Below are 25,678 nucleotides of genomic sequence, written 5' to 3'. Positions count from 1 at the left end.
ACGGCTTTCCCATTTTTGCCCCACGAAGATCGCTGACAGTCTCAAGTCGCTTAGCGCACGAAACAATCTAAGTGGGTTGATTTATACCGCCCTGATGTAAATTTAAACTCTCAAGGGATACCCGAGAGAGATGGGCCATTAGCAATGTACATGATCAATGAGCTAACAGATTGGAGGGGTGAATGGAAGTAGGCATGCTGCAGAACATCGACGTTTTATTTGCAGCTGCGCTCGGCAGCTTAGTTACTTTATTGATAAAAAACTATTTGCCGAGCTATGCGCGGGAAAAAGGGAAAAACCTAGCCACCAAAGAAGATATTGAATGCATCACACAAAAAATCGAATCTATAAAAGTTGAATATTCAAAGCAAATAGAAACCTACAAAGTTGAATTGTGGGAGCATCAACAACGATACCTTTGGGCTCAAGAGGAAACAAAATTAAAAATCGACGCCTTTAAGAAAACAATAATAGATGTAGCTAGGCTAATTAACCTAGTAAAAAAATACCAATTCTACCTCTCTGAGCGAGAGTTAGCGCTGGCGGCGTCCGGGATATCGAAAGCCGCCGCAAATCAAGAGTTTCACAAGCTATACCTAGATAAATACGAACAATACGCAGAACTAACAGCTAAAACATACTCGGAATTTCGAGATATTCTTGCAGAAATGGGGGGAATACATGCATTATTTTCAGTTTATTTTAGCCAGGATTTATCCAAAGCCCTTATTGATATCCTCAACCTTGGAAATCAAGAGGCAGAGCAAAAGATGAGCTTTGAGGAAATTTCTGAGTGTTTACTTAAGGAGCACAAAGCTTGTGGCAGTTTAGAGTCAGCTCGATTAAAGATTGGGTCGCACTATGACAAATTATGTTCTACAAACGCTCTCAGTCTGAAATCTCAACATCTCTTCGATCTATTGAAGGCTCACGTTAACAGCGTGGCAAATCCAAAACCTCAAAAATAGCGGCGGTTGAAGAATGCCATTCTGTACTCCGTAGCGATGCGCTTGCCCCAATAATGGGTTGGGCGTAGTGTACCTTCAACGTGATCAAGCAAGGCTCGGCTCGGCTAAAAGAAATTAGACCCTAATGAGCGACAATATCCGGTCCAAAGCTGCCGGGCAACAAAGGCAAAAAACGAACGCAGAAGCGAATACCTAGCTTCTGCCAAACCGGGGTGACTTAGGCGCGGGCTCCAGACTGTCCCGTTAAGTAAAGTGAATAGCTTAAACTATTTGTTAGGCTGCCGTTACCCAGTGCCGCTTGCTTTCACTAGTAAGTAATCCTGTTTTTTCTCGCACCATTTAAATGAAGCACTAATTATCGCAGATGACTCTTTACTGAATGCGCCAAAGAAACTCAAAAGAGGGTCGATTCTAATTTCGTATGCCCACTTATGCCGCTGGTAGTCTGAGAACACGAGCATTGATGCAAAGGATGTACCTTCAATAATTGTTTGCATCCAGTAGTAATGAATTAGCTGGTTACACACCTCAAGTGCGGAGAGAGTGTGAGGCTCCGGATGCTCCATTTCGAATCGATCTTCAGGCCAACCCGCACCTGTGATGGTGAATGGTCGATCTCCGATCTTTTTGTAACGTAGCACCTGCAAGCAAGTTTCGCGAGTTTCATCATTTACTTTTGACCGTTCCAGGAGTGAGCGAACTTGGAAGGCAACTATCATCAATTTTCTCTCGAAGAGAACTTGCTGCTTTTCAGACCATCGTTGGTACTTACTTCTCTTGCGGAGCCAAATGAGATCACTTCTAAGCTCTGCGCGCCAGTAACAGGATTCGATCATATTTATCGCCTAATTATAAATGGACAAAAAATTGGTGCATAACTCCCTGAGTGAAGTTGTTATAGAAAATTCCTTGCTCCTCTTCTCTCCTCTCCCGTCCCTGTCTAGTTAGAGCATTTTCAAAGCGCCTTAACTCATCAGAAATAGCAGCACGTCTTGGGCCTAGAGCCCGATCTTAGGCCATCTCTAGGAGTTAGAGTAAGGAATATCCGGCGAGCCTCTGAGCAAGTATCTCAAAGGTCCACGCTATCTGGTTTTGCTCAGCTCGGTGACTTGGATATCTTCGATCTCTGCGAGACTCAGGTCCTTTTGTTCAATTTCAACCTTCATACGCTCAAACTCAGCCTCTGATGATGGGGGTTGGACCACTCGCACCTCGAAGACCGCTCCAACGACTTCTTCAACCTTCTCGCGCTTCAGCAGACCTGTAGAAATTGTCCTCGAAACGATCCTGCCGTCGTTTGCGAGAACGGCCTCCGTTCTGCTTTCAGCTTGGGCGCAATTAAAGCAGCCTCAGTGCGAGGTAGCATTATGCTTTTCGGCTCCGCCCATCGCGGGCCGAAGTGGTACACCGCGGCGTACATAATCTTTGCCTGAGTTTCACCACCCCCAGCAGCCCGCATTCCGGTATAGAACGCCCGATGTGTGGCTAGCCAACTCCTGGTTCGCTCCACACAGGCGACATCATGGATGATGGCGGCTTTTCGATACTGACCTTCGAACGGCGCCCCTATTACGCTCCAAGCAACTCGAGGGATAGAGCTCCGTCAGTGATAGTGTCCTTAGGCGCCAATCAGAAAAGCTCCTCCGGCCCCTTATACGTGAAGTCCATCAAGAGCCTGGCATGATTTTTCTCGTTCAAAAGCTCCAAATTCAGTGGCTCCGAGAATCTTCCCCCAGTCTTGTGCTTGCACACTGGCAGCAAGCAGGATCGTAGCTGCCGCAATGGTTGTCTTCATTGGCCCCTCCTTGAACACGGTCGTTGCCAGAGATCACGTTTTAAGTACTGACAGTAGTAAATGGCTATCATCTTGTCCAAGGCCGCATGTCCACGGCGAGAAAATCACCTAGAGCAATGACAGATTACGGCCGATTCTGTTGAAAAAGTCGGTTCTTCCAGACCGCCCACATACTGACCGCTGGAAAAGCGTTTTTTGCGCGCCGCTACGCGAAATCTGAACCCAGAATCCTCTGCTCAATGTAAAGATTTCAATCTCAAGTGCGTACTTTTCTACCGTGGAAATCAGGGGCGACTTTTTCAACAGAATCGGCCAAAAGCAGCCACTATCGTCTCTGTTAAAGTACCTCCCTGAACACAACTCTCGGACGGCTTCATGGAACGATTCCATCCTCGTGGCATTGATGCAGACGGTTATATCCTCACCGTGCCCAACGTCGAGGTGCAGCCACAGTTTCAGGCTTTGTTGGCGGACGTTTGCATGACGCTCGCCCAGTCGGAACCTCTGCTGGATGGGATTTATCTTTATGGCAGCGTCGCTAGAGGAGACGCCGTACCGGGAGTTTCCGACCTAGACCTAACCCTTGTTCTGCACAGCTCTCCTGCATCGCAGGATCTGGAAATGCTCGAGTCGAAAAAGCGCACGCTGGAAAGTCGGCATACCGAAGTCACCAAGATCGATTTCGACATCGGTAGTCGTTCTGAAGTATTGGCGGCCAATAATCGATTGAGCTGGGGTTATTGGCTCAAGCATCACTGTCGTTGCTTATGGGGGAATGATCTGGCCAAGCGCTTCGACCGGTTCAAGCCGTCGCGTGATATCGCCATTGCCGTGAATGGTGATTTTGAATCCGTACTGACCCGGTATGCCGATCTTATCGATCAGGCGACCACACCGACGCAATCCCTACGCCTGCAACGCGAAGCCTCGCGCAAACTCATCCGGTCAACTCAAGTACTTCGCTCTGACCAGGACCTGATGTGGCCGCAAACACTGGAGGAGCATGTCGAGCTATTTGTTCAGCATTACCCGTGCATGAGAATGCAGATCTCTTTTTTCTTGTCCCTGGCAAGGAACCCATACGCGAAGCCAAAAGAGTTTACGACTCAGGTCCATGATTTTTTGACCTGGATGGCTTCAGAAACCGGTTAGGTCTGCTTTGGGTCGGATAGCGACGGTCTGGTATTGACCGTCGCAGTGGATAGTCAGACTTCTGTCTGCTCTGCCATTTCCAAGGCATCATCGACCTCGATGCCCAAGTACCTGACGGTGCTTTCAAGCTTCGTATGCCCCAGCAAGAGTTGAACCGCTCTCAGATTCTTTGTCCTGCGATAGATCAACGATGCCTTTGTTCGCCGTAGCGTGTGAGTACCGTACATGGTTGGGTCAAGTCCAATGGCGGTCACCCACGCTTTGACTATTCGAGCGTACTGTCTGGTGGAGAGATGGTCTGAGTCGTGCAAACGGCTCGGGAACAAAAAATCCTCGCTGCGGAGGTGAGCTTGATGCATCCAGGCCTCCAGAACCGTTCTGGTTTGCTCAGTGATTTCAAATTGCACTGGGTGGTGGGTTTTCTGCTGCATCACGATGGCCCGAGACGATACATGTTCCCCATGGGCTATGTCTCGAACTCGCAGCTGGGTTAAGTCACAGGCACGCAGTTTGCTGTCGATAGCCAAGTTGAAGAGCGCCAGATCCCGTGTCTTCTCAGCAAGCTGAAGCCTTACGCGGATGGCCCAGATATCTCTGACTCGGAGCGGCGCCTTTTGCCCGACGAGCTTTCCTTTGTTCCAAGGCTGGTGGCGATGTTTATCAATTGAGTTCATGGCTCGTCCTCCAGGTTGAGGGAGGACAAGGGTGGTTCCGTCACGTTGCGTTGTGGTCATTATTCGACCCAAAGCTGCCGCTTATGAAGGGCAGCTACCGGCCCAGAGTGTGTAAAAACGCCTTCGCGAACCCTTGCTATGATTTCTGAGGATTTCATCGCAGGGATCGCCCATGAAGCGCTTTATCCAAGGTGAACATCGAGGCCAAGGCACCTTACTTCCCGAGAGCCTCGACGACTATGTCAGCGATACCAACCCGGTGCGCGTAGTCGATGTCTTTGTCGATGAACTCGACCTGGTCTCTTTGGGTTTTGACGGTGCTATCCCAGCCGACACAGGCCGGCCTGCTTACCACCCAGCGATCCTGCTGAAGATCTACATTTACGGCTATCTCAACCGCATCCAGTCGAGTCGACGCCTGGAACGAGAAGTCCAACGCAACGTCGAGCTGATGTGGCTGACCGGGCGGTTGATGCCCGACTTCAAGACCATCGCTAACTTCCGAAAAGACAACAGCAAGGCCATCCGGGGCGTCTGTCGCCAGTTCGTCGTGCTGTGTCAGCAACTGGGACTATTCGGAGAAAATCTGGTCGCCATCGACGGCAGTAAGTTCAAGGCAGTCAACAATCGCGACCGCAATTTCACCAGCGCCAAACTGAAGCGGCGAACGGAAGAAATCGAATCGAGTATCAACCGTTACCTGACGGCACTCGATGCTGCCGATCGGCAAGAACCCACAGCTTCAGAGTCCAGTGCCATGCGGCTGGAAGAGAAAATCGCCAAGCTCAAAACTCAAATGAAGGAGCTTCAGGCGATCGAAATCCAGCTCAATGAATCGCCGGATAAACAGGTCTCACTGACCGATCCAGACGCCCGCTCCATGATGACGCGCGGCACGGGAATCGTCGGCTACAACGTGCAGACAGCGGTCGATACGCAGCACCATTTGATCGTTGCACATGAGGTTTCCAACGTCGGTTCCGACCGCGATCAACTCAGCTCAATGGCCAAGCAGGCCCGCGAGGCCATAGCGTCAGAAACGTTGTCGGTAGTGGCTGACCGAGGTTACTTCAAAAGCGAACAAATCCTGGCTGTCACGATGCTGGCATCACCCCCTACGTGCCCAAGCCGATGACCTCTGGAGCCAAGGCTGACGGGCGTTTCAATAACGATGCGTTCATCTATGACACGGCAAAAAACCAATACATTTGCCCGGCTGGAGAGGCGCTGATCTGGCGCTATTCCAACGTTGAAAAAGGCCTGAAGTTGCATCGCTACTGGAGTTCGAAATGCCAGGGCTGCGCGTTAAAAGCACAGTGCACACCAAGCACAGAGCGACGAGTTCGACGTTGGGAGCATGAAGCCGTATTGGAGGAAATGCAGCTTCGGCTGAGCAAAGCACCAGAGATGATGCGAGTCCGAAAACGGACGGTTGAGCATCCCTTCGGGACGCTCAAACAATGGATGGGTGCAACGCACTTCCTAACGCGAAAGTTAGCTGGGGTGAGCGCGGAGATGAGCTTGAATGTGCTCGCCTACAACTTGAAACGGGTTATGAAAATCATCGGTGCCAACGGTTTGATAAAAGCGCTGACGGCCTGAAAAAGGTTGATTTTGGCCCATCCCAGAGGCTGTAAAAACAGCGTTGACGTGTTCCAGGTCGCGACCGATGCGACACGCAGCATTGACCGTGCGATCGCTCAGCCAACGAAGGTCGATGATCCAAAACGATGAGGTCAAAGCGTTTTTACACACTCTGGGCCAAAAGCTGACGTTCGACTGGTGCAGTTTCAACATAGATCGAACCATTAATAAGCTCGTATGAATGACTACTAACGCAGCGAGTCGCTAGGTTAAGACCGGCTTGTCTAAACTGGTAGATACTAGCGTGCGTTAGTGGCATTAAGGTCGTGGATTGCGTTAAGCTATCTCGCACTCCCACTTATTACCTACATTAGCTAACTCAATTACGCCATTGTCATGCTTCCAGAACATAAGGCGTAATGCGCGAGCTCCCCCCGTGACATGAGTTCTCCATGCTGAACGACCGTTCTTAACCAGCTGTATTCCAGACTTATCTGAAGTATCAAATGTGCTGATAGGTTTTTTAGGCTGGCCAGCCAAAACCCGAACTACTGTCTCAAACAGAGTGCAGCTGAAAGCACTATTTCCAGCACATTCATTGTCTAATGTGGATGATCTAAACCCTTCCCCGAGAACAAAGCAATTTTCATCAAAGCTTTTGGGATCTCTGCCATTCTGCAAAAAAAACTGTACAACTCCAAAATAAAGTGCTCTTTTCACGTCATTATCATCTCCAGCAAGCTGGTAACACTTTTCCGCATTAATGCTTTTTATATAATCTAACAAGTCATCAGAGATTGGAATTTTGTGCTCAATTGACTTGGGTACAGGGAATTGATTAGGTACAACGCTTGTAATGGTTCCCGTAACTAAGGCCGCGCGCGGAAAACAGGGTAGATGATGGTGAAATACAATATGATCATAACCGAAGCCTGCATTCTCTAAGCTTAAGTCCACCATCAACTCAGCTAAATGATTATCTCTTTCCTCATCACTATGTAGATCTGAATCCACTTCCAGTTCAAGATCGTGCCATTCTGCCAAGATGTCGTCGTCGACTTTAAGCTGTGCAACATTACTGAGAAGGTAAATCACCACTTTGGTGATTTGCTCTGCACCAAAGGTAAGGTCGTGTTTTGTAGGGAAATTTTTCTTGAATAGATCAAGGCTCGGGTAGTGACCGTTGCTTTGCAGCTTGAGCAACGCATTAGGCTCTAAAAATACTGGATGGCCAGCTTCGTGCTCGTTCTTTAATCTTGTGAGCCCCGAATAATAATGATGAATGTCGCTTTGAGCGCAAAAGGCACTTGCGAGCAAATAGTCAGCGCTGATCAGAATTCGCATCCCTGCGCTTCCTTATAATTGTAGGTTTTGACTTGGCTTCTGTATTCTCGGCCCGCTCATTGAATTCTTTGCGTGCGGCCGCAAACAAAATTTTCTCGACCTCACGATCGCTCTGATCGAAGAAATCTTCAGGCCAGTCTTGAATCACTCCAAATCTATTTATTTCAACTTTTCGAATTGTTGATGCGCTATCATTTTTTTCAATGAAATAGATAGGTGACTCCGTAGCAATCTTCTCTTGAGTACCTTGGGCGATGCGTAGTCTCAATCTATTTATCATGTACTCACTGTGAGTTTCCACAAGACATTGCCGATTAGATCCAGACATTGCAATAAAAAAGTCGCAAAGTTTTGATTGTACTTTTGGGTGGAGGTGAAGTTCAGGTTGCTCTAAAACCAAAATATTGTCAGGCTCTGCCAGCAAGCACATGACGAGAATTGGCAAAATTTGACTCACGCCAACCCCTACGTGAGTTAGGTCTTGGGGGCGATCTCCGTCTGCGATCTTGACTTGAAGCTCGTAACCCAACTTACCTTTGTCCGCAGTCTCTACTTTTTTAACCACGCCAAGATATGAAAGCCAGTCATGACAAGCTTCCTGTAGCGTAGCGCTACTTATGGCCCAACTGAACTCATGCTCTTTGTCTAAACTAGGCTTGGGATAGCGGATGCGCTTATTCTTATTAGAGTGAAGGACTGCAGCGGTGTACTCACCCTTCAAGCCGATATTTGTACCTATTTCTTGATCCATGAAGGGGTATACTGCAGACGGCTCATTTCGGAGTGGTCGTAGGTATTTAATGCTTTTAGGGAAATCAACTCGGAGTTGATGGGAGGCAAGCGAAATAAGTTTTAGTAAATGAACTTCTACACGTTCTTCTTCGAATGCGACAGTGCTATACCAGATTTCCTGTAAAGCGCCACGATGCTTGTCGATGAACTCAACTAATGGGCGCCTAATGTTATCATCAAGAACTTGTAAAAATGAAACCCACTCGCGAATGGTAGATGTTCGCTCTAAAAACTCTTTAGGAATAATTCTGCTTGATAGGTTAAAAGTAGTGTTGACCAGATCATCCTGGATCGAAGATATTTCTTCATTGCCACGTATTCTCTTGTTTTGAGATAGGCTCAGGAATTTCTTGTATGCTATTGAGTTTATCAGTGCCGCCTTGAAAACCTTTCGCTCATCATCAATTCGAGTGTTTATTTCTTTGAACAACTCTGGCGGCAACTCTATATCAAGTGGATTGTCGACAAAGTGCCTGGCTAAAGCAGCTATATTTTTTCCGCAAACAGCGCTTATTACATGAGCTGAAATCTTCTTAGTATAGTTATACTTAACTAAAAGCTCGCGAGGCAATAGAGGGCCCAAGCATCCTATGATTTGATAATCAGGATATTCTTTCTCCAAAGATTCGCGGTCTTTTGAGTTCAAGCTAACTATGTCGTAGTCGTAGGAATAGGTCCTCAGACCCAATGTAAATGAACTCTTGGAAGGCATCACCTCGATAGACTCTTCGAGGCTCGACTCGCCAAACGCATTACTAATGCGCATTTTGATATTTTGTATTGGGGGGTGAAGGCTTTCTTCTGATCCTGCTGTCTTCTTCTTCGTGCCAAACGAGAGATCAAGCTCAATTAATTCTGGACCTTCATAATGCAGTCTTGAAGCTGCTTGGTTGAGCCTTAGCTTTATTTGTATGGAGTCTGACTCAGAATGGTGTGATTTGATATCCTCGAAAGCCCCAAGCCGAGCGAGATGTCCATTTAGCACAATCGAATTTGAAGACTGTCTCGCGCTAAATGTTTGACTCAGCATCAATAGTGCCTGAAGTATCGAGCTTTTTCCGCTACTGTTTGAACCGCAAAGTAGTGTCAGCTTCCCGAGAGCTATCTCTTCAGTTTCCGTAAAAGACTTTAAGTTTGTAAGTTTCAAAGTTTCGATCATTACTTCCTATCCATTATTTAGTTGATCGATTTTTAGCTACAAATCAAGTGATTCGGTTCGCAATATCCCAGCTCACCTACTTTTCGATAATGTCATACTGCCACAACTGAATGCATTATTCATCAGCGATTTCAGGATAAACCTAGCTTCGAATGATGAGCATATTGGCCTATTCGCGCCGATCTTCAACATTGATGATCTTGAGCCACAGTTGCGTGCACAGCCATCGACGTTCGGGCAAGCAGGGTTGCTAGACATGCTGGTCAGCTCTACAGCGCGATGATTGAGCGAGATGAAGGGGTACGCGGAGATGAATGTTTCCTCACGGGTAGCTCCCTATCACGAATGGGAGCTAATGGCCGATTGTGGCCCTTGGGGTAGGCAGCAATCGGCCAGATGCCGTCGTTCAGAGTAGGAACACGCCCCGCCTTCTTACTAGCGGCAAAACACTTCATCAGGTGTACTGCGCGCTCCATGCGACAGACCCAAACATGCTGTGGTGCACACAGCCCCCCTTACACGATAGCGTTTTCTCTTGAGTTTGATGCCGCCCTTCGATTAGATACGATGCGTAAACGTTGTAACGTGAATAGGACCATCAAACACGAGGAAATAGCACTAAATGGCAAGGATAGAACCCGTTTTCGGCGGCATCAGCAGCGAAATCGAAAACCCATACAAACCGGGCGATGCTCAACTGATTGACGACGAGGTTGTCACGTTTTCAAAGCCCAGGATTCTTGATTTTTCCGGGCGTATTTCTCTGGCGCGCTTCTGGCTGATTCGTTTGCCCTTGGTGCTGGTTCTTCCGTGCATTTTGCTGGCGTTCTTTATGGTGGGGTTGCGCCATCAACTGGTGGTTTTGCTGATAGTTGGTGTCACCGTTGTCGTTCCTGCCATCCTGCTCGACGTGTCTCTACTGGTACGCAGGGCACGTGATATAGGCTGGAATCCGATAATATGGGGAATTTTCAGCGTGTTCCCTGTTATCGGCTTTGTGATAACGCTTCCGCTCGTCATGCTTCCGGGGCGTAAAGCGATTAATAAATACGGCCCGCCCAATCCACCTCTCTCGACCTTGGTAAAGCTGCTTACGGCGCTGTTGGTGGTGCTGGTGCTTGTAACTTCAACCGTGCTAGTTGCATATTTTCCCCAATACCACCCAGAGGCACTCTACAAGTGGTTCTTTAACGCACTGGTTCAGGCATAACGTTAGGCTCCGTACGAAAAGAGATGTAGCAAACACCGCATGGAACAAGCTAGCGAGACCATGGCGGCGTAGCTTTTCGCGAGCTTGTCGAAGCGTGTCACGATCCGGCGGTTTTCTTTCAGCCAGCCAAACATGCGCTCGATGAGGTTGCGTTCTCGGTATTTGGGCCGATCAAACAGTCTTGGTAAGCCAGGCTTGAGCTTGCACTTCATCGAGCGCAGCGGGATTAGAGGCTGCATTCGATATGGGTCGCAGTAGCGGCGCAGCGCTTCGGCGTCGTAACCCTTGTCGGCAAGCAACCATTTACAGCGCTTACGCGGGCGGCCACGTTGGCTCGATGGGATGGTTTGAGGGGCGAGCCTTCAGGACTTGCGCCAACCGTCAGGGATGGCGCTCCAGTTTTTTGAGGAACACGGTCATTTCCTTTTCGGCCTGTTTATCGCCATGGGCGCGGGCGGCTTCCAGGCCTTGTTCCCAGGCTTGGCGGGCGGCCGGTAGGTCGCCTTGGCCTTGGTGGGCCTTGCCCAACAGTTTCCAGGCGGCCGAATACTTGGGGTCGAGTTCAACGCAGCGTAAGAGGTGTTCGGCGGCGCGGGGGAATTCGCCGAGGTCCAGGTAGCCTTTGCCCAGGCCGAAGCGCAGCAGTGGGTTGTCCACACCTTTGGCGAGCATTTTTTCCAGGGAGTCGAGCATGGGGGCCGGCCCTTTTTGGCTGTTCCAGTGACTGATCTGTTTAATGTTAGAGGGCTTTCGCGAGCAGGCTCGCCCCCACAGGTTTCACAAGACCCTGTGGGAGCGAGCCTGCTCGCGAAGCTTTTTAGGATTTACGCGGTGTAAGAACCACTTGCGCCGGTACGCTGCGCAGGATTTGCTTGCGTAGCTTCAAGTCGAAGCCGGGATTGAGTTTCTTGACCCGCTTGCTCAGCAGCGTCGCCAACCACGGATAATCATCAGTGCGCGGCGCCTGGATGGTGACGTCACACTGGTAACTCACCACATCGGCGGCAATCGCATCCAGTTGCCGACGCATTTGCTGTATATCGCCGAGGTTTAGCGCAACAGTGGTGCTGGGCGCGCTCGGGTCGATCACTTTGGCGACCGGTTTGGCTTCGGCGGCCTTGAGGTCGGCCTCGGCTTTTTCCAGGTCGGCCTTGCGGGCTTCGGCAATGGCGCTGTTGACCTCGCCAGTGAGGGCCGGGGCCTTGGGCATCAATGCTCGAGCACGGCTCAGGGCAGTGGCGGCGGCATTGACGTCGCCTTTTTGCAGGTCGATCTGGCTGCGGCGCAAATACGCCTCGGCCAGTTGCCGCTGGTAGGGTTCCAGCGACGGGTCTTCGGGCGACCGGGCTTGCAAGGCGGCCAACTGGCCTTCGGCGGTGGCCAGCTCATTGCTGGCCAGGCTTTGTTCCAGTTGCGCGATGGCCGGGCCCCGCGTATCGGGAGCCTGGGTGACCGGCGGTGTACTCTGGCACGCGCCCAGCAGCAGGGAAAATGCGACAAGGAGCAGATAACGGGAGGCGAACGGCTTCATTCCTGCGACTCTCTATTTGCGCAAAAAGCGAGCAAGTCTACACCCCTCGACGGGGCAGGACAAAACTCAGCAGAAACAACGCCGCGGCGCTGACCACGATTGACGGGCCGGCCGGGGTGTCCTTGAACCAGGAAAGTGCCAAGCCGCCACACACCGCGAGCATGCCCAGCAGGCTCGCGCCGAGGGCCATCTGCTCGGGCGAGCGGGCGTGACGCTGCGCCGCAGCCGCCGGAATGATCAGCAATGAGGTAATCAGCAACACACCGACGATTTTCATCGCCACGGCGATGACCACCGCAATCAGCAGCATCAGCGCCAACCGCAAACCCAGCACGGGCAGACCTTCAACCCGCGCCAGCTCCTCGTGGACGGTGACGGCCAGCAAGGGCCGCCAGAGCGCCACCAGCAACAGCAACACCGCCGCGCTACCGCCCAGGATCCACGACAGGTCCGTCGGGCTTATCGCCAGCAGGTCGCCGAACAGATAGGCCATCAGATCGATGCGCACGTCATGCATGAAGCTCAGTACCACCAGCCCGAGGGACAAGGTGCTCGGTGCGAGAATGCCCAGCAGCGTATCGGACGCCAGCGGTTGACGGTGTTGCAAGGTCACCAGGACCACCGCCAGCAACAGGCAACCGACGGTCACCGCAACCGCCGGGCTGACATCCAACAGAAATCCCAAGGCCACGCCGAGCAGCGCCGCGTGGGACAAGGTGTCGCCGAAATAGGCCATGCGCCGCCAGACCACGAACGAACCCAGGGGGCCGGCGACCAGGGCGAGTGCCAAGCCTGCGAGCAGGGCGTACAACAGAAAATCAGCCATGCTTGCAGCCATCTCCATGAACATGATTGGAAGCGGAAGGGGCGCTGACCACCGAGCCATGCAGGTCATGGGCGTGGTCATGGTGGTGGTGATAAATCGCCAGGCTTTGTGCGTTCTTTCCGAACAGCTCGACGAAGGCCGGATCGCCGCTGACTTGCTCGGGATGCCCGGAACAGCAGACGTGGCGGTTGAGGCAGACCACTTGGTCGGTGGTGCTCATCACCAGATGCAAATCGTGGGACACCATCAGCACGCCGCAGCCATGCCGATCGCGCAGCCGTGTGATCAAGCTGTACAGCTCGGCCTGGCCCGCCACGTCGACGCCTTGCACCGGCTCATCGAGCACCAGCAGCTCAGGTTCGCGCAACAGGGCGCGGGCCAGCAGCACGCGTTGCATCTCGCCACCGGACACACTTTGCACCGGGCTGTCGATCACCTGTTCGGCGCCGACTTCGTTGAGCGCGGCCAAGGCCCGTGCGCGATCCACGCCAGGCACCAGGCGCAGGAAGCGCAGCACGGACAGCGGCAATGTGGGGTCTACGTGAAGTTTTTGCGGCATGTAGCCGACGCGCAACCTGGGCTTGCGCCAGACGCTGCCGCTGTCGGGCTTGAGCAAGCCCAGCACGGCGCGCACCAGGGTGGTCTTGCCGGCGCCGTTGGGGCCGATCAAGGTCACGATCTGCCCCGGCTCGACGCTCAGGTGAATGTTGTCCAGTACGTTCTGCCCGGCGAACGTCACGGCCACCTGCTCGAGGCGGATCAGCGCATTGCTCATCAGGCCCCCTGGCAGCCGGAGCAGAGACCCACCACTTCGACGGTCTGGGTGTCGACCACGAAGCCAACGTCCTGGGCGCTAGCGATGATGGCATCGCTGATGGATTTCTGTTCCAGCTCGATGGCGGCGTGGCATTCGCGGCAGATCAGGAACTGGCCTTGGTGGGCGTGCTCCGGGTGGTTGCAGCCGACGAAGGCGTTCAGCGACGAAATGCGATGCACCAGGCCGTTTTCCAAGAGGAAATCCAGCGCTCGATAGACGGTTGGCGGCGCGGCGCGGCGGCCGTCCTGCTCGCTGAGCACGGCGAGGATGTCGTAGGCGCCCAGCGGTTTGTGGCTTTGCCAGACCAATTCCAGCACGCGCCGACGCAGGGCAGTCAGGCGCAACCCTTGGCGCGCGCAGATCGCGTCGGCCTCGGACAGCGCGCTGTGCACGCAGTGGGAGTGATCGTGGGGACGACTGGCAAGGGGTGTAATAGGCATGGGCAGCGACGAGTTTAGTGAGAGACGTTATTATGTTACCCGTTCTCGCCTCTACGAGTGGTCATCGTGTCCCGATTTTTTTCGCTCTTTGTCGCTTTTGTCGCAAGTTTTCTACTGATTGGCTCGGCCCAGGCCGACGTCAAGGTGCTCACCAGCATCAAGCCGCTGCAATTGATTGCCGCGGCCGTGCAGGACGGCGTAGCCGTTCCGGAAGTGTTGCTGCCCCCAGGGGCTTCTCCACACCACTATGCGTTGCGGCCATCGGATGTTCGCAAGGTGCAGTCGGTGGACCTGTTGTATTGGATCGGCCCCGATATGGAAGGCTTTCTGCCACGGGTGCTCAACGGTCGTACGCAACCTTCTGTCGCCGTGCAGGATTTGCCAGGGCTCAAATTGCGTCACTTCGCCCAGGACAGCGCATCCCATGAGGATGAGGACCATGACGGCGATGAGCACGATCACGACCATCGCCCCGGCACTGTGGATGCCCACCTGTGGCTATCGCCGCACAATGCCCGGGTGATTGCCGCCAAAATGGCGGCTGACCTGAGTGCTGCGGATCCGGCGAACGCGGCCCGCTATCAAAGCAACCTCACGGGCTTCAACCAGCGTCTCGATGCCTTGGATGCGCGCCTCAAGACGCGTCTGGCCGGGGTCGCGGGCAAGCCGTATTTCGTGTTCCACGAAGCGTTCGACTATTTCGAAGACAACTACGGCCTCAAGCACGCCGGTGTGTTTGCCGTGGCCGCTGAAGTCCAGCCTGGCGCCCAGCATGTGGCGGCGATGCGCACGCGCTTGCAGACGGTGGGCAAGACCTGCGTCTTCAGCGAACCGCCCCTGCGCCCGCGCCTGGCCGAAACCCTGGTGGCCGGGTTGCCGGTCAAACTGGCGGAACTGGATGCATTGGGCGGCTATACCCCGGCGACGGCGCAGGGGTATGAGCAGTTGTTGGAGAAGTTGGGGAATGACCTGGCGGGGTGCCTGGAGTCGCTATAACCCCGTCGCTGCACAAACCTGTGGCGAGGGGATTTATCCCCGCTGGGGCGCGCAGCGGCGCCCAAGAAATATCTTCCGCCGCGGCCCGTCAGATCCAAAGCATGGGGCTGCTTCGCAGCCCAACGGGGATAAATCCCCTCGCCACAAGAGCATTTCACTTCGCGCTTGCCGGCTGTTACAGGGCGAAAGGCAGCAACGCGTGAACCGTCTGCCGCTGCGCCAAGCGCTGCTGGAACTCCATCGGATCGTGAATCAACACATCCTGCCCGGCGAACGACTCGGCGGCGATCAGCCGCGACAGCCAGAACCGCACACACGCCACGCGCAGCAGGGTCGGCCATAGCTCGGCCTCGGCGGCAGTGAACGGCCGCAGCGCCGCATAGGCACCCAGCAACGCTCGCGCCCGGGGGCCATCGAGCACGCCGTCGTCGTTCGAGCACCAATCATTCAAGGCAATGGCGACGTCATACAGCATCGGTCCGGAGCAGGCGTTGTAGAAGTCGATCAAGCCGGTCAGGTGCGTGCCTTCGAACATTGCATTGTCGCGGAACAAATCGGCATGGATGTTGGCGCGCGGCAGCGCCAGGATGCCGACTTTCTGCAACGAGATTTCATCCAGCGCCGCCTCGAGCAGCCGACGCGGCTCGGCGTCGAGGTGCGAGAGCAGTTTGGCGCCCTCCTCCTGCATCCAGTCCAGGCCACGGTCGGTCTTGCGCTTGATCATGTTGTCGCGGGTCGCCAGATGCAGATGGGCCAGCAACTCGCCCACCTGGGCACAGTGCTGGGCATTGGCCTGCTTGATGTGCTTGCCCGCCAGGCGCGGTTGCAATAGCGCCGGCTTGCCGGCCAGTTCCCGCAACGCAACGCCGTCGGTGGTGCGCAAGGCGTAAGGTACCGGCAGGTCGGCGTCGTGTAGCACGTCCAGCAGCTCGATGAAGAACGGCATTTCCTGCACCGGGCCGCGTTCGACCAGGGTCAGGACGAATTCGCCCTGCTCCAGGCTGATAAAGAAATTGGTGTTTTCGCTGCCGGCTGCGATCCCCTGGAAATCAAGCAGGCGGCCGAGCCCATAAGGGGCGAGAAAGGTTTCCAGCTCGGGCCGAGCCAGGGGCGTGAACACAGACATGGTTAAAACTGCCAGTACGGGCGCCCTTCAGCGGGCGCCGGTTGAAGTGCAGAGCGGTACTACCACTCAAAGATTTTCCACGAAGGGATCAGCATATCCGGCTGGTCCGAGCGGATGAAGTTTGCATCAGTGCCGTCGGCACGCACCAGGAAATAAGGCTTGCCGTGCTTGGGCGTGACCTTGATCGCGTACAAGAAGCCGTTTTGCCGATACTCCTGAATGGTCCTGTCACCTTCGGTGCGGATGGTGACGTCCGGGTCCGCCGAGGGCGCGTCGTCCGCCGCCATGACGGCCAACGGGGTGAGTGCAAACAAGCCAGCTAGTAACAGGCGATTTAGTGTACGCATGATAACCTTGTCCCTTTGTCGTCAACGGTCCCGCTATTCTAGCCCCGGACCCGCCGAAAAGGTTGATCCTGCTCATGAGCCAAGCCCCCCTCGTCCTGGTGGACGGTTCTTCTTATCTGTACCGCGCCTTTCATGCGCTGCCACCGCTGACCACGTCCAAAGGCCTGCCGACCGGTGCGGTCAAGGGCGTGCTGAACATGCTCAAGAGCTTGCGCAAGCAGTATCCAGACAGTCCGTTTGCCGTGGTTTTCGACGCCAAGGGTGGGACTTTTCGCGATGAGCTGTACGCCGAATACAAGGCCAACCGCCCGAGCATGCCCGACGACATGCGCGTGCAGATCGAGCCGCTACATGCCAGCGTCAAGGCCCTGGGCTTCCCGCTGCTGTGCGTGGACAACGTCGAAGCCGATGACGTGATCGGCACCCTGGCCCGCAGCAGCGCGGCGGCCGACCGTCCGGTGGTGATCTCCACCGGCGACAAAGACATGGCGCAACTGGTCGACGGGCACATTACCTTGGTCAATACCATGACCGGTAGCGCCCTGGACGTGGCTGGCGTGAAGGAGAAGTTTGGCGTCGCTCCCGAGCAGATCATCGATTACCTGGCGTTGATGGGCGACTCTTCCGACAACATCCCGGGCGTTCCGGGTATCGGACCGAAGACTGCTTCCGGCCTGCTGGTGGGCGTCAATGGCGGCCTGACCGAGCTGTACGCGCAACTGGACATCGTCGCCACCTTGCCGATCCGTGGCGCCAAGACCCTGGCCGCCAAGCTCGAAGAGCACAAGGAAATGGCGTTGCTTTCCTACGAGTTGGCCACCATCAAGACCGACGTACCGTTGGATGTCGGCCTCGACGACCTGCAAATGGGCCAACCGGATCACGAGAAACTCGCCGAGCTGTACACGCTGTTGGAATTCAAGAGCTGGTTCGAAGAAAACCAGCGGGACGCCAAGCGTGCCGGCCAGGAGATCGTCGAAGTTGCCGAAGAACAGCCCGGCGCGGCCGAGGCCAAGTACGAGGTCATCCTCGATCAGGCGCGCTTCGACGCGTGGCTGGCCAAACTGGACAAAGCGCCGCTGTTTGCCTTCGTCACCGAAACCAACGGTGGCGATGCCCAGCATTCGCAACTCGTCGGCTTGTCGTTCGCCGTGGCCCCTTTCGAGGCGGCCTACATCCCGCTGACCCATTCCTACATGGGCGTGCCGGAGCAACTGGACCGCGACACGGTGCTCAAGGCGCTCAAGCCACTGCTGGAAAACCCGAACAAGCCCAAGGTCGGCCAGCACGCCAAGTTCGAAACCAACATCCTGGCCAACTGCGCCATCGGTGGCGATCAGAACAACGGCATCCTGGTCCAGGGCATCGCTTTCGACACCATGCTTGAATCCTACGTGCTGGACTCCACCGCGACCCGCCACGACATGGACAGCCTGGCGCTCAAGTACCTGGGCCAGAGCAAGACCGATTTCCAGGACATCGCGGGCAAAGGGGTCAAGCAACTGACCTTCGACCAGATATCCCTGGAACTGGCCGGCCCTTACGCCGCCGAAGACGCCGACGTGACCTTCCGCCTGCACCTGGCCCTGCAGGAAAAGCTGGCCGCCACGCCAAGCCTGGGCACGGTGCTCAACGACATCGAAATGCCGCTGATGCCGGTCCTGGCGCGCATCGAGCGCCAGGGCGCGTTGGTCGATGCCAACCTGCTGGGCGTACAAAGTGTCGAGTTGGGCGAGAAACTGGTGGCGCTGGAGCGTGAGGCGTTTGCCATCGCCGGCGAGGAATTCAACCTGGGCTCGCCGAAGCAATTGGGCGTGATCCTGTACGAAAAACTTGGCTTGCCGGTGCTCAGCAAAACCGCCAAGGGCCAGGCATCCACCGCCGAAGCGGTGCTCGCCGAACTGGCCGAGCAGGATTACCCGCTGCCCAAGGTGCTGATGCAGTACCGATCCCTGAGCAAGCTCAAGAGCACCTACACCGATCGCCTGCCGGAACAGATCAACAGCCGCACCGGCCGCGTCCATACCAATTACCAGCAGGCCGTCGCGGCGACTGGACGCCTGTCGTCCATCGACCCGAACCTGCAGAACATTCCGATTCGCACGGCTGAAGGTCGACGCATCCGCCAGGCCTTCATCGCACCGAAAGGCTACAAGCTGCTGGCGGCGGACTACTCGCAGATCGAACTGCGGATCATGGCGCACCTGGCCAAGGACGAAGGCCTGCTTTATGCGTTTCGCCATAACCTGGATGTGCACCGGGCCACGGCGGCCGAGGTTTTCGGCGTTGAGCTGGAAGCCGTCACCCAGGACCAGCGCCGTAGCGCCAAGGCGATCAACTTCGGCTTGATCTACGGCATGAGCGCGTTCGGCCTGGCCAAGCAGATCGGTGTCGATCGCAAGCAATCCCAGGCTTACATCGATCGGTACTTCGCCCGCTACCCGGGAGTGCTGGCGTACATGGAACGCACCCGCGCCCAAGCGGCCGAGCAAGGTTTTGTCGAAACCATTTTCGGTCGTCGCCTGTACCTGCCGGACATCAACGCGAAAAACCCGGCCTTGCGCAAAGGCGCCGAGCGCACCGCCATCAACGCGCCGATGCAGGGCACGGCGGCCGATATCATCAAGAAAGCCATGGTCGCCGTGGATGGTTGGCTGACGGCGTCCGGGCTGGATGCGAAGGTTATTCTGCAGGTCCACGACGAACTGGTGCTGGAGGTGCGTGAAGACCTGGTCGATCAGGTGCGCGAGGAAATTCGCCAGCACATGAGCGCCGCCGCCACGCTGGATGTACCGCTGCTGGTGGAAGTGGGCGTGGGGAATAACTGGGATGAGGCGCACTGAGTTGTAACAACTGGAGTTGGAGGGACCTGTCTGGAGCGGGGACAGGTTGAGCCCTGTGGCGAGGGGTTTTATCCCCGCTGGGCTGCGCAGCAGCCCAAGACCTGTTGCCGTGGGGTGTCAGGCTGATTGCGTTCAGCCTTTTGGAGGTTGCTGCGCAACCCGCCGGGGATAAATCCCCTCGCCACATCGAGTCCACGGCTTGCTAGTTCGGAAAATTCCTAAGGTTATTTCCAAAAATAATCTGAACTAAACCCGTGAATTGCCACTCAGAGATTTTGAATGGCTGGTGAAGCCCTTCAATGCTCCTATGTTGTGTTAAGTGTTGGCAGATATCTGGACCCCGCCCTAGCGGTCCGGAACTTGGACCCCGAACTTCCCCCTCCCCATAAGAAGTCCGGGGTTTTTTTTGCCTGCGATTTGGCTTATTCGGCCTCTTCGCTGCCCTTGTCCGCCAATTCCATCCAGTCGGCCAGCACCGTGTAGGCTTCTTCCAGGCCCATGCGCTTGGGCGCCGAGAACAATTGGATAGTGATCGCGTCGCCCCAGCCTTTGCGAATGTCCGACTGCACTTTGAGCAGGGTGTTTTTTGCCGCGCCGTAGGTGAGCTTGTCGGCCTTGGTCAGCAGGATGTGCATCGGCATGCCGCTGGCGACCGCCCAATCGAGCATCAACAGGTCGAAGTCGGTCATGGGGTGGCGGATGTCCATCATCAGGATCAGGCCTTTCAAGCTTTCGCGACTGCCCAGGTACGCTTCCAAGTGGCGCTGCCAGTGTTGCTTGAGCGGGATCGGTACCTTGGCGTAGCCGTAGCCGGGCAGGTCGACCAAACGCCGTTCATCGTCTAGCTTGAAGAAGTTCAAGAGCTGCGTGCGCCCCGGGGTTTTCGAGGTACGTGCCAGGCTCGCATGGGTCAAGGTGTTCAGCGCGCTGGATTTACCGGCGTTGGAACGTCCGGCAAAAGCCACTTCGAAGCCTTCGTCGTCCGGGCATTGATCGACTTTGGCGGCGCTGAGCATGAAGGTGGACTGTTGGCACAGGCCGAGGATGGGGTTCTTCAGTTGCATGGGATTTCCGATGTGGGCGGCGTCGGGAATGGACGCGGCAAGCTGTGTCGTTTCCGTTTCAGTGACGCCAGTATATAATGCCGCAGATTTTGTGTGCGCTTTGTCCCAGCGTAGGATGAAGCTCACGGGAGCGATCGACCGAAATTGCGCATTAGAACGCAGCTCGTTCCCAACCCTGAAAAGGTCGTTTTATGACGAAATGGCTGCTAGCTGCCGGTGTCTTGATGCCGCTTTACAGCGCTCAGGCTACACAGGATCCGGAAGCTGTGTACAACCGTGTGTGTGGTGCCTGTCATTCCGGCCAACTCCCCATGGCGCCCCGCAAGGGCGATCAGGAAGCTTGGACGCCGAGGTTGGCGAAAGGTATGGAGACGCTGGTGCAACACGTGACCCAGGGTTTCAAGGCGATGCCGCCGCGTGGTTTGTGCATGGACTGCAGTGCCGAGGATTACCGAGCCATCATCCAGTGGATGAGCGAGTGAACCCGGCCCATAACTCTTTAACCCTTAGCCGTAGTTGGATTAGCTGATGAACAAACTGATCGTGAGTCTGCTGTTGACCTTGGGGATATCCGGCGTAGCCCACGCCGCTGGCGATGCCGCTGCCGGTCAGGCGAAAGCGGCCGTATGCGGGGCCTGCCACGGCCCGGATGGCAATAGCATGGCGCCCAACTTTCCGAAACTGGCGGGCCAGGGCGAGCGTTACCTGAACAAGCAACTGCACGACATCAAGTCCGGCAAGCGCACGGTGCTGGAAATGACCGGCCTGCTGACCAACCTGAGCGATCAGGACCTGGCGGACATCGCGGCGTATTTCGCCAGCCAGAAGGGCAGCGTCGGCGCCGCCGATCCGAAGCTTGTGGCCCGTGGTGAAGCGCTCTTTCGCGGTGGCAACCTGGACAAAGGGCTTCCAGCCTGCACCGGCTGCCACTCGCCTGACGGCAAAGGCAACGCTGCAGCCGGCTTCCCGCACCTGGGCGGTCAGCATGCCCAGTACATCAGCAAGCAACTGACCGATTTCCGCAAGGAAGAAGGTGGCCGTGCCAATGATGGCGACGCGATGACCATGCGCACCATTGCTCGCAAGCTGAGCGACGAAGATATCGCGGCCGTCTCCAGCTACATCCAGGGCCTGCACTAAGGTCGTTGCGAGGGGATACACCTCTTGCAACGTTAACGCTCGATTAATCTGTCGATGCGAGCATCAAAAGGGTGGCTTTGGCCGCCCTTTTTTGTGGCCGCTGCCGTTACACTAGAGAACTTGAACCCGCCACGGCCTGTCTTAGAAACAGGCCTCGCGAGGCCCCCTCATTGTCCAGGAGTAAAGCATGCGTAATCTGATCATCAGCGCCGCGCTCGTCGCCGCCAGCCTGTTCGGCATGACTGCCCAAGCGGCTGAAAAGCCCGTCGCACCCTATGTCGAATTGACCAACCCCGTTGCGGTGGCAGCGCCTGGCAAGATCGAAGTCGTGGAGCTGTTCTGGTACGGCTGCCCGCATTGCTACGCTTTTGAACCGGTCATCAACCCATGGGTCGAGAAGCTGCCTTCGGACGTCAACTTCGTCCGCATCCCCGCCATGTTCGGCGGCCCATGGGATGCCCACGGCCAGATGTTCCTGACCCTCGAAGCCATGGGCGTCGAGCACCAGGTTCACGCCGCGGTATTCAACGCGATCCAGAAAGAAGGCAAGAAACTGGTCAAGAAAGAAGAGATGGCCGATTTCCTCGCCACCCAGGGCGTCGACAAGGACAAGTTCCTCGCCACGTTCGACTCCTTTGCCATCCAGGGCCAGATCAAGAAGGCCCGCGAGCTGGCGAAGAAATACGAGATCACCGGCGTACCGACCATGGTCGTCAACGGCAAATACCGCTTTGACATCGGCTCCGCCGGGGGCGCAAATGAAGCGCTGCAACTGGCCGACAAGTTGATCGCCAAAGAGCGAGCGGCCACCAAGGCTGTCGCCAACTAAGCGCGGCCACGCCTATGGCCCGCTGGAGTACCGAACGCATCGTTGGCCTGCATGAACCACGGGTCAACGAGCATCATGTCTCGTCCACGGGCCTGCCTGGCGACAGCCGCTTGCGGCTGCTCAGCTTCAATATCCAGGTGGGCATCAGCACCGAGCGCTACCGGCACTACCTGACCCGCGGCTGGCAACATTTGCTGCCGCACACCGGGCGTGCCGGCAACCTGCAGAAAATCGGCGACCTGCTCAAGGACTTCGACCTGGTGGCCCTGCAAGAGGCCGACGGCGGAAGCTTGCGCTCAGGCTACGTCAATCAGGTGGAACACCTGGCCCAATTGGGTGCCTTTCCCTACTGGTACCAGCAACTCAATCGCAACCTCGGACGTCTCGGCCAGCACAGCAATGGCGTGTTGAGTCGCTTGCGCCCATGGGCGATCGAAGATCATCCCCTGCCCGGCCCCAAGGGGCGCGGGGCGATCCTTGCGCGTTTCGGCGAAGGGCCGGAAGCGCTGATCGTGGTCATGATGCACCTGGCGCTCGGGGCGCGCACCCGGACGATGCAACTGGCGTACATTCGCGAGCTGATCGGCGGGTACAAGCACCAGATACTGATGGGCGACATGAACACCCACGCCACCGACTTGTTGCAGACTTCGCCCTTGCGCGACCTCGGCTTGCTCGCGCCACAACTGGAAGCGACATTCCCCAGCTGGCGCCCCCAGCGCTGCCTGGACCATATCCTGTTGAGCCCGACCCTGACCCTCGAACGTGTCGAGGTGCTGGCCCAACCCATTTCCGACCACCTGCCGGTCGCGGTAGAAATTCGTTTGCCGGGTTCGCTCACGGCCGATGCATTTCCCGCGCTGAGTACTGCCCCTCGCGGATCCGATGAATGAGCGACGACGCCGAACGCTGGAGAGAGAAATACTTCAAGAGTATCGAACAGCAGGAAAAGCTCGAGCGCCGCTGGGATGCTCGACTGGACTTGCTGCGTCGTGGCCTTGTGCGCAGCACCCTGGCCGCCGAGGGCACTGACCGGGCTGTCGACCAGTGCATGAAAGAGATGCGCGAGGTGGTGCGCACCGATGACATGGACGCCGGGCTCGCCGCCCTGTTGCCGCGCCTGGAGAAAGCCGTGCTCGATTCCGAGCAGCGCCGCGAAACCCGGGTCGAGCAGATGAGCACTGCGTTGACAGCCTTGGTGACCCAGTTGCAGAGCCTGCCACTGCCAAAGGAAGTCAGCCGGCCACTGAAGAAATTTTCCAAGCAGTTGGAGGATCGGGTCGGCCAGGCCCGGGAGATTCCACTGTTGCTCAGCGAATTGAGCGGCTTGCAAGGCAAGGCTTTGAACGCCCTGGACGCCCCTGTCGAACCGAGTCGCCCTGGCCTGCTGCACCGGCTGTTTGGTAGCCAAGGCCCTGAGGACACGACACCTCAGCCCCACGGGCCTGTCCAGGCCAGCGAGACGCCCCAGCCAGAAACGTCCCTGCCAGTAGCCGTTGAGCCGGTCACTGACAGAACATCTGCAGCACCAGCACCAGCACCGTCGGTAGCGGAGCAAGTACCCACGTCGCAGGCAGTGCCTGAACCGGCCCGTCTGGTTACGCCGCCCATTGAATCCGCCTCGGCGCCTGCTCCGACTCCAGCAGCCGACGTGGTTGAGCCGTTCAGCGAACCGGACGTAGCCGCCGAACCGACGCCATTGCAAGCGGCAGTGGCCGACGAACGCCCGGCAGTGGCGCCCGCCCTGGAGAATCCCGACGAACTGATGCCCGAGGAGGAGCCGCAGGCCCTCCCCGACTCCTCGCCGCCTCCAGCAGACGCCGAACTCGACGAGCCCCTGGCAACCGTCGATGAAGCTGACGCCCAATACGCCCTACCGGACTCGCCGGAGCCGTCCTACAGCTCGGTCGCCAAGCACATCGAAGACACCTTGTTGGGCCTGTTGGGTGACCTGACCTTGCCCGAGCGCCATCGCCCCCAAGCCGAAGCCATGGGGGAGCGGCTGCGAAATGGCTTGAACTGGTATGAACTGCTGCCGATCCTCGATGATCTGGCGGTGCTGATGCTGGCCATTACCGACACCGGCCAGCATGAGTTCGAAGCGTACCTGCAACGCCTCAATGATCGGCTGGAGTCATTCCAGAGCAGCCTTCAAGCCGCCAGCGAAGACCACGCCGACAATCTGTCGGCCTCCCGGCAAATGGACACCCAGATTCGCGAACAGGTGGACGGCCTGCAAAGCAGCGTGAAACAAGCCGATGACCTGGAAGGCCTCAAGCAGGTGCTGGAGAATCACCTCGAAGGCTTGCTCGGGACGATGGACCAGCACCGCCAGCAACGGGATCAGCGCGAACAGGAGGTCTCGGCGCGCCTGAAAAGCCTGGCCGATCGCGTCGCACTGATGGAGCAGGACGCCCAGGTCGTGCGGGAGAATCTCGAGGAACAGCGGCAAAAAGCGCTGGTCGATCCACTCACCGGGCTGCCCAATCGCGCCGCCTGGTCCGAGCGTCTGGAGCATGAAGTCGTCCAGTGGCAGCAGCACGGCAACAGTTTGCTGCTGGCCATGCTCGATCTCGATCATTTCAAACGCATCAATGACAACTACGGCCATCTGGCGGGTGACCGGGTGTTGAAACTGATCGCCTCGGTCCTGCGTAAACGCCTGCGTGGCGGCGATTTCATTGCGCGTTTTGGTGGCGAGGAGTTTGTCCTGTTGGTGCCCGATACTCCTCTGGCAGCCGGCGCCAAGCTGGCCGAGGCACTGCGCCTGGCCATCGAAGCCTGCCCGTTTCATTTCAAGGGCGAGCCGGTGACGGTGACGGTGTCCATTGGACTGACCGCCTTCAAGGCGGGGGAACACAGCGATTCGGTGCTCAAAAGAGCGGATCAGGCGCTCTATAGGGCAAAAAATGCCGGGCGCAACCGCGTGGAACTGGGCTGAGGGACTAATTGTTCCAATTTGTTTAATATCGCCCCGCGCACCGGATCATCGCGGGGCGATACGTTACACTGTTGCATTATTTCCAGCGCGTAATGCCTTC

At 56.2% G+C, this 25,678-nt stretch carries 24 protein-coding genes and 2 pseudogenes; 11 read left to right on the top strand and 15 right to left on the bottom strand.

From position 1 onward, the window contains the following. The first annotated feature begins 194 nt into the window (after positions 1–194). Positions 195–968 carry a hypothetical protein gene (locus ACMTA2_RS01745; protein ID WP_413793459.1) on the top strand — a complete coding sequence of 258 codons (774 nt, stop codon included), beginning with the start codon at positions 195–197 and terminating at the stop codon, positions 966–968. A 284-nt stretch (positions 969–1,252) separates the two neighbouring features. Here the strand turns inward: ACMTA2_RS01745 and ACMTA2_RS01740 are convergent, their stop codons facing one another. The 3 genes from ACMTA2_RS01740 to ACMTA2_RS01730 all read right to left on the bottom strand — a co-directional run bounded on the left by ACMTA2_RS01740 (position 1,253) and on the right by ACMTA2_RS01730 (position 2,763). Beyond that, entirely contained in the window at positions 1,253–1,804 is a 552-nt protein-coding gene (locus tag ACMTA2_RS01740; RefSeq protein WP_413793458.1) for a hypothetical protein, read from the bottom strand. Positions 1,805–2,220: 416 nt separating this feature from the next. Next, positions 2,221–2,562, bottom strand: coding sequence for a DUF1353 domain-containing protein (locus tag ACMTA2_RS01735; protein ID WP_413795763.1), 342 nt, complete (start codon positions 2,560–2,562; stop codon positions 2,221–2,223). A gap of 57 nt (positions 2,563–2,619) precedes the next feature. After that, positions 2,620–2,763, bottom strand: coding sequence for a hypothetical protein (locus tag ACMTA2_RS01730; protein WP_413793457.1), 144 nt, complete (start codon positions 2,761–2,763; stop codon positions 2,620–2,622). Positions 2,764–3,138: 375 nt separating this feature from the next. Here ACMTA2_RS01730 and ACMTA2_RS01725 point away from each other — a divergent pair, with 375 nt between their 5' ends. After that, positions 3,139–3,915 (top strand): nucleotidyltransferase domain-containing protein, encoded by a 777-nt coding sequence (locus tag ACMTA2_RS01725; protein ID WP_413793456.1) that lies wholly within the window; start codon positions 3,139–3,141, stop codon positions 3,913–3,915. A gap of 53 nt (positions 3,916–3,968) precedes the next feature. On the opposite strand, the gene ACMTA2_RS01720 is transcribed toward ACMTA2_RS01725, so the two are convergent. Beyond that, a complete protein-coding gene (locus tag ACMTA2_RS01720) occupies positions 3,969–4,589 on the bottom strand; it encodes a tyrosine-type recombinase/integrase (RefSeq protein WP_413793455.1) in 621 nt (206 codons plus the stop codon). Positions 4,590–4,761: 172 nt separating this feature from the next. Between ACMTA2_RS01720 and ACMTA2_RS01715 the strand changes: the two are divergent. Continuing rightward, a pseudogene (locus tag ACMTA2_RS01715) lies at positions 4,762–6,191 on the top strand (IS1182 family transposase). A 318-nt stretch (positions 6,192–6,509) separates the two neighbouring features. Here ACMTA2_RS01715 and ACMTA2_RS01710 read toward each other — a convergent pair. After that, positions 6,510–7,517 carry a hypothetical protein gene (locus ACMTA2_RS01710; RefSeq protein WP_413793454.1) on the bottom strand — a complete coding sequence of 336 codons (1,008 nt, stop codon included), beginning with the start codon at positions 7,515–7,517 and terminating at the stop codon, positions 6,510–6,512. Then, positions 7,495–9,468 (bottom strand): AAA family ATPase, encoded by a 1,974-nt coding sequence (locus tag ACMTA2_RS01705; protein WP_413793453.1) that lies wholly within the window; start codon positions 9,466–9,468, stop codon positions 7,495–7,497. The genes ACMTA2_RS01710 and ACMTA2_RS01705 overlap by 23 nt, the downstream gene beginning before the upstream one ends. A gap of 622 nt (positions 9,469–10,090) precedes the next feature. On the opposite strand from ACMTA2_RS01705, the gene ACMTA2_RS01700 reads away from it, so the two are divergent. Beyond that, positions 10,091–10,678: a DUF805 domain-containing protein gene (locus ACMTA2_RS01700; protein ID WP_413793452.1), complete on the top strand. Its 588-nt coding sequence runs from the start codon at positions 10,091–10,093 to the stop codon at positions 10,676–10,678. A 2-nt stretch (positions 10,679–10,680) separates the two neighbouring features. Here the strand turns inward: ACMTA2_RS01700 and ACMTA2_RS01695 are convergent. The 6 genes and pseudogenes from ACMTA2_RS01695 to zur form a co-directional block, all read right to left on the bottom strand. Further along, positions 10,681–11,022 (bottom strand): annotated as a pseudogene (locus tag ACMTA2_RS01695) (transposase); the annotation flags it as partial. Between the two features lie 37 nt (positions 11,023–11,059). Further along, entirely contained in the window at positions 11,060–11,371 is a 312-nt protein-coding gene (locus tag ACMTA2_RS01690; protein WP_413793451.1) for a tetratricopeptide repeat protein, read from the bottom strand. 124 nt (positions 11,372–11,495) lie between these two features. Beyond that, complete coding sequence (locus ACMTA2_RS01685; protein WP_413793450.1) at positions 11,496–12,209, bottom strand: PA5502 family lipoprotein; 714 nt, start codon at positions 12,207–12,209, stop codon at positions 11,496–11,498. A gap of 37 nt (positions 12,210–12,246) precedes the next feature. Next, positions 12,247–13,035, bottom strand: coding sequence for a zinc ABC transporter permease subunit ZnuB (gene znuB, locus ACMTA2_RS01680; RefSeq protein WP_003196213.1), 789 nt, complete (start codon positions 13,033–13,035; stop codon positions 12,247–12,249). Then, entirely contained in the window at positions 13,028–13,810 is a 783-nt protein-coding gene (gene znuC / locus ACMTA2_RS01675) for a zinc ABC transporter ATP-binding protein ZnuC (RefSeq protein WP_060739886.1), read from the bottom strand. The genes znuB and znuC overlap by 8 nt, the downstream gene beginning before the upstream one ends. Beyond that, positions 13,810–14,292, bottom strand: coding sequence for a zinc uptake transcriptional repressor Zur (gene zur / locus ACMTA2_RS01670; RefSeq protein WP_042731209.1), 483 nt, complete (start codon positions 14,290–14,292; stop codon positions 13,810–13,812). Before zur ends, znuC begins: the two co-directional genes overlap by 1 nt. 66 nt (positions 14,293–14,358) lie before the next feature. Here zur and znuA point away from each other — a divergent pair, with 66 nt between their 5' ends. Then, on the top strand, positions 14,359–15,288 hold the full coding sequence (znuA, locus tag ACMTA2_RS01665; protein ID WP_413793449.1) for a zinc ABC transporter substrate-binding protein ZnuA: 930 nt from the start codon (positions 14,359–14,361) through the stop codon (positions 15,286–15,288). Positions 15,289–15,463: 175 nt separating this feature from the next. Here the strand turns inward: znuA and ACMTA2_RS01660 are convergent, their stop codons facing one another. Beyond that, on the bottom strand, positions 15,464–16,414 hold the full coding sequence (locus tag ACMTA2_RS01660) for a homoserine kinase (protein WP_413793448.1): 951 nt from the start codon (positions 16,412–16,414) through the stop codon (positions 15,464–15,466). Positions 16,415–16,473: 59 nt separating this feature from the next. Continuing rightward, positions 16,474–16,761, bottom strand: coding sequence for a DUF2782 domain-containing protein (locus ACMTA2_RS01655; protein WP_413793447.1), 288 nt, complete (start codon positions 16,759–16,761; stop codon positions 16,474–16,476). A 74-nt stretch (positions 16,762–16,835) separates the two neighbouring features. Here ACMTA2_RS01655 and polA point away from each other — a divergent pair, with 74 nt between their 5' ends. After that, the gene (polA, locus tag ACMTA2_RS01650; RefSeq protein WP_413793446.1) at positions 16,836–19,604 is read left to right on the top strand and encodes a DNA polymerase I; all 2,769 of its coding nucleotides are present in this window, start codon (positions 16,836–16,838) and stop codon (positions 19,602–19,604) included. 422 nt (positions 19,605–20,026) lie between these two features. On the opposite strand, the gene yihA is transcribed toward polA, so the two are convergent. Continuing rightward, positions 20,027–20,668 carry a ribosome biogenesis GTP-binding protein YihA/YsxC gene (gene yihA / locus ACMTA2_RS01645; protein ID WP_186706429.1) on the bottom strand — a complete coding sequence of 214 codons (642 nt, stop codon included), beginning with the start codon at positions 20,666–20,668 and terminating at the stop codon, positions 20,027–20,029. A gap of 191 nt (positions 20,669–20,859) precedes the next feature. On the opposite strand from yihA, the gene ACMTA2_RS01640 reads away from it, so the two are divergent. The 5 genes from ACMTA2_RS01640 to ACMTA2_RS01620 all read left to right on the top strand — a co-directional run bounded on the left by ACMTA2_RS01640 (position 20,860) and on the right by ACMTA2_RS01620 (position 25,578). Continuing rightward, positions 20,860–21,150, top strand: a complete 291-nt coding sequence (locus ACMTA2_RS01640; protein ID WP_003196231.1) for a c-type cytochrome — start codon at positions 20,860–20,862, stop codon at positions 21,148–21,150. Between the two features lie 46 nt (positions 21,151–21,196). Beyond that, positions 21,197–21,808, top strand: coding sequence for a c-type cytochrome (locus tag ACMTA2_RS01635; RefSeq protein ID WP_413793445.1), 612 nt, complete (start codon positions 21,197–21,199; stop codon positions 21,806–21,808). A gap of 187 nt (positions 21,809–21,995) precedes the next feature. Continuing rightward, on the top strand, positions 21,996–22,637 hold the full coding sequence (locus ACMTA2_RS01630; RefSeq protein ID WP_413793444.1) for a thiol:disulfide interchange protein DsbA/DsbL: 642 nt from the start codon (positions 21,996–21,998) through the stop codon (positions 22,635–22,637). A gap of 14 nt (positions 22,638–22,651) precedes the next feature. Continuing rightward, complete coding sequence (locus ACMTA2_RS01625) at positions 22,652–23,530, top strand: endonuclease/exonuclease/phosphatase family protein (RefSeq protein WP_413793443.1); 879 nt, start codon at positions 22,652–22,654, stop codon at positions 23,528–23,530. After that, positions 23,527–25,578: a GGDEF domain-containing protein gene (locus tag ACMTA2_RS01620; protein ID WP_413793442.1), complete on the top strand. Its 2,052-nt coding sequence runs from the start codon at positions 23,527–23,529 to the stop codon at positions 25,576–25,578. The genes ACMTA2_RS01625 and ACMTA2_RS01620 overlap by 4 nt, the downstream gene beginning before the upstream one ends. Positions 25,579–25,678: the final 100 nt, after the last annotated feature.

The sequence above is a fragment of the Pseudomonas medicaginis genome (genome assembly GCF_965119365.1).
In the GTDB taxonomy this organism is placed as follows: Bacteria; Pseudomonadota; Gammaproteobacteria; order Pseudomonadales; family Pseudomonadaceae; genus Aquipseudomonas.
The sequence above is the reverse complement of the archived record's forward strand: the minus strand, read 5'-3'. Positions and strand labels throughout refer to the sequence as shown.

Coding starts and splice junctions, on each gene's coding strand:
- ACMTA2_RS01730 (WP_413793457.1), bottom strand. CDS start 2,763: ATGAAGACAACCATTGCGGCAGCTACGATCCTGCTTGCTGCCAGTGTG.
- ACMTA2_RS01710 (WP_413793454.1), bottom strand. CDS start 7,517: ATGCGAATTCTGATCAGCGCTGACTATTTGCTCGCAAGTGCCTTTTGC.
- ACMTA2_RS01635 (WP_413793445.1), top strand. CDS start 21,197: ATGAACAAACTGATCGTGAGTCTGCTGTTGACCTTGGGGATATCCGGC.
- ACMTA2_RS01745 (WP_413793459.1), top strand. CDS start 195: ATGCTGCAGAACATCGACGTTTTATTTGCAGCTGCGCTCGGCAGCTTA.
- zur (WP_042731209.1), bottom strand. CDS start 14,292: ATGCCTATTACACCCCTTGCCAGTCGTCCCCACGATCACTCCCACTGC.
- ACMTA2_RS01700 (WP_413793452.1), top strand. CDS start 10,091: ATGGCAAGGATAGAACCCGTTTTCGGCGGCATCAGCAGCGAAATCGAA.
- ACMTA2_RS01655 (WP_413793447.1), bottom strand. CDS start 16,761: ATGCGTACACTAAATCGCCTGTTACTAGCTGGCTTGTTTGCACTCACC.
- znuB (WP_003196213.1), bottom strand. CDS start 13,035: ATGGCTGATTTTCTGTTGTACGCCCTGCTCGCAGGCTTGGCACTCGCC.
- ACMTA2_RS01620 (WP_413793442.1), top strand. CDS start 23,527: ATGAGCGACGACGCCGAACGCTGGAGAGAGAAATACTTCAAGAGTATC.
- ACMTA2_RS01660 (WP_413793448.1), bottom strand. CDS start 16,414: ATGTCTGTGTTCACGCCCCTGGCTCGGCCCGAGCTGGAAACCTTTCTC.
- polA (WP_413793446.1), top strand. CDS start 16,836: ATGAGCCAAGCCCCCCTCGTCCTGGTGGACGGTTCTTCTTATCTGTAC.
- ACMTA2_RS01690 (WP_413793451.1), bottom strand. CDS start 11,371: ATGCTCGACTCCCTGGAAAAAATGCTCGCCAAAGGTGTGGACAACCCA.
- ACMTA2_RS01640 (WP_003196231.1), top strand. CDS start 20,860: ATGACGAAATGGCTGCTAGCTGCCGGTGTCTTGATGCCGCTTTACAGC.
- znuC (WP_060739886.1), bottom strand. CDS start 13,810: ATGAGCAATGCGCTGATCCGCCTCGAGCAGGTGGCCGTGACGTTCGCC.
- ACMTA2_RS01685 (WP_413793450.1), bottom strand. CDS start 12,209: ATGAAGCCGTTCGCCTCCCGTTATCTGCTCCTTGTCGCATTTTCCCTG.
- yihA (WP_186706429.1), bottom strand. CDS start 20,668: ATGCAACTGAAGAACCCCATCCTCGGCCTGTGCCAACAGTCCACCTTC.
- ACMTA2_RS01725 (WP_413793456.1), top strand. CDS start 3,139: ATGGAACGATTCCATCCTCGTGGCATTGATGCAGACGGTTATATCCTC.
- ACMTA2_RS01625 (WP_413793443.1), top strand. CDS start 22,652: ATGGCCCGCTGGAGTACCGAACGCATCGTTGGCCTGCATGAACCACGG.
- ACMTA2_RS01740 (WP_413793458.1), bottom strand. CDS start 1,804: ATGATCGAATCCTGTTACTGGCGCGCAGAGCTTAGAAGTGATCTCATT.
- ACMTA2_RS01630 (WP_413793444.1), top strand. CDS start 21,996: ATGCGTAATCTGATCATCAGCGCCGCGCTCGTCGCCGCCAGCCTGTTC.
- ACMTA2_RS01720 (WP_413793455.1), bottom strand. CDS start 4,589: ATGAACTCAATTGATAAACATCGCCACCAGCCTTGGAACAAAGGAAAG.
- ACMTA2_RS01705 (WP_413793453.1), bottom strand. CDS start 9,468: ATGATCGAAACTTTGAAACTTACAAACTTAAAGTCTTTTACGGAAACT.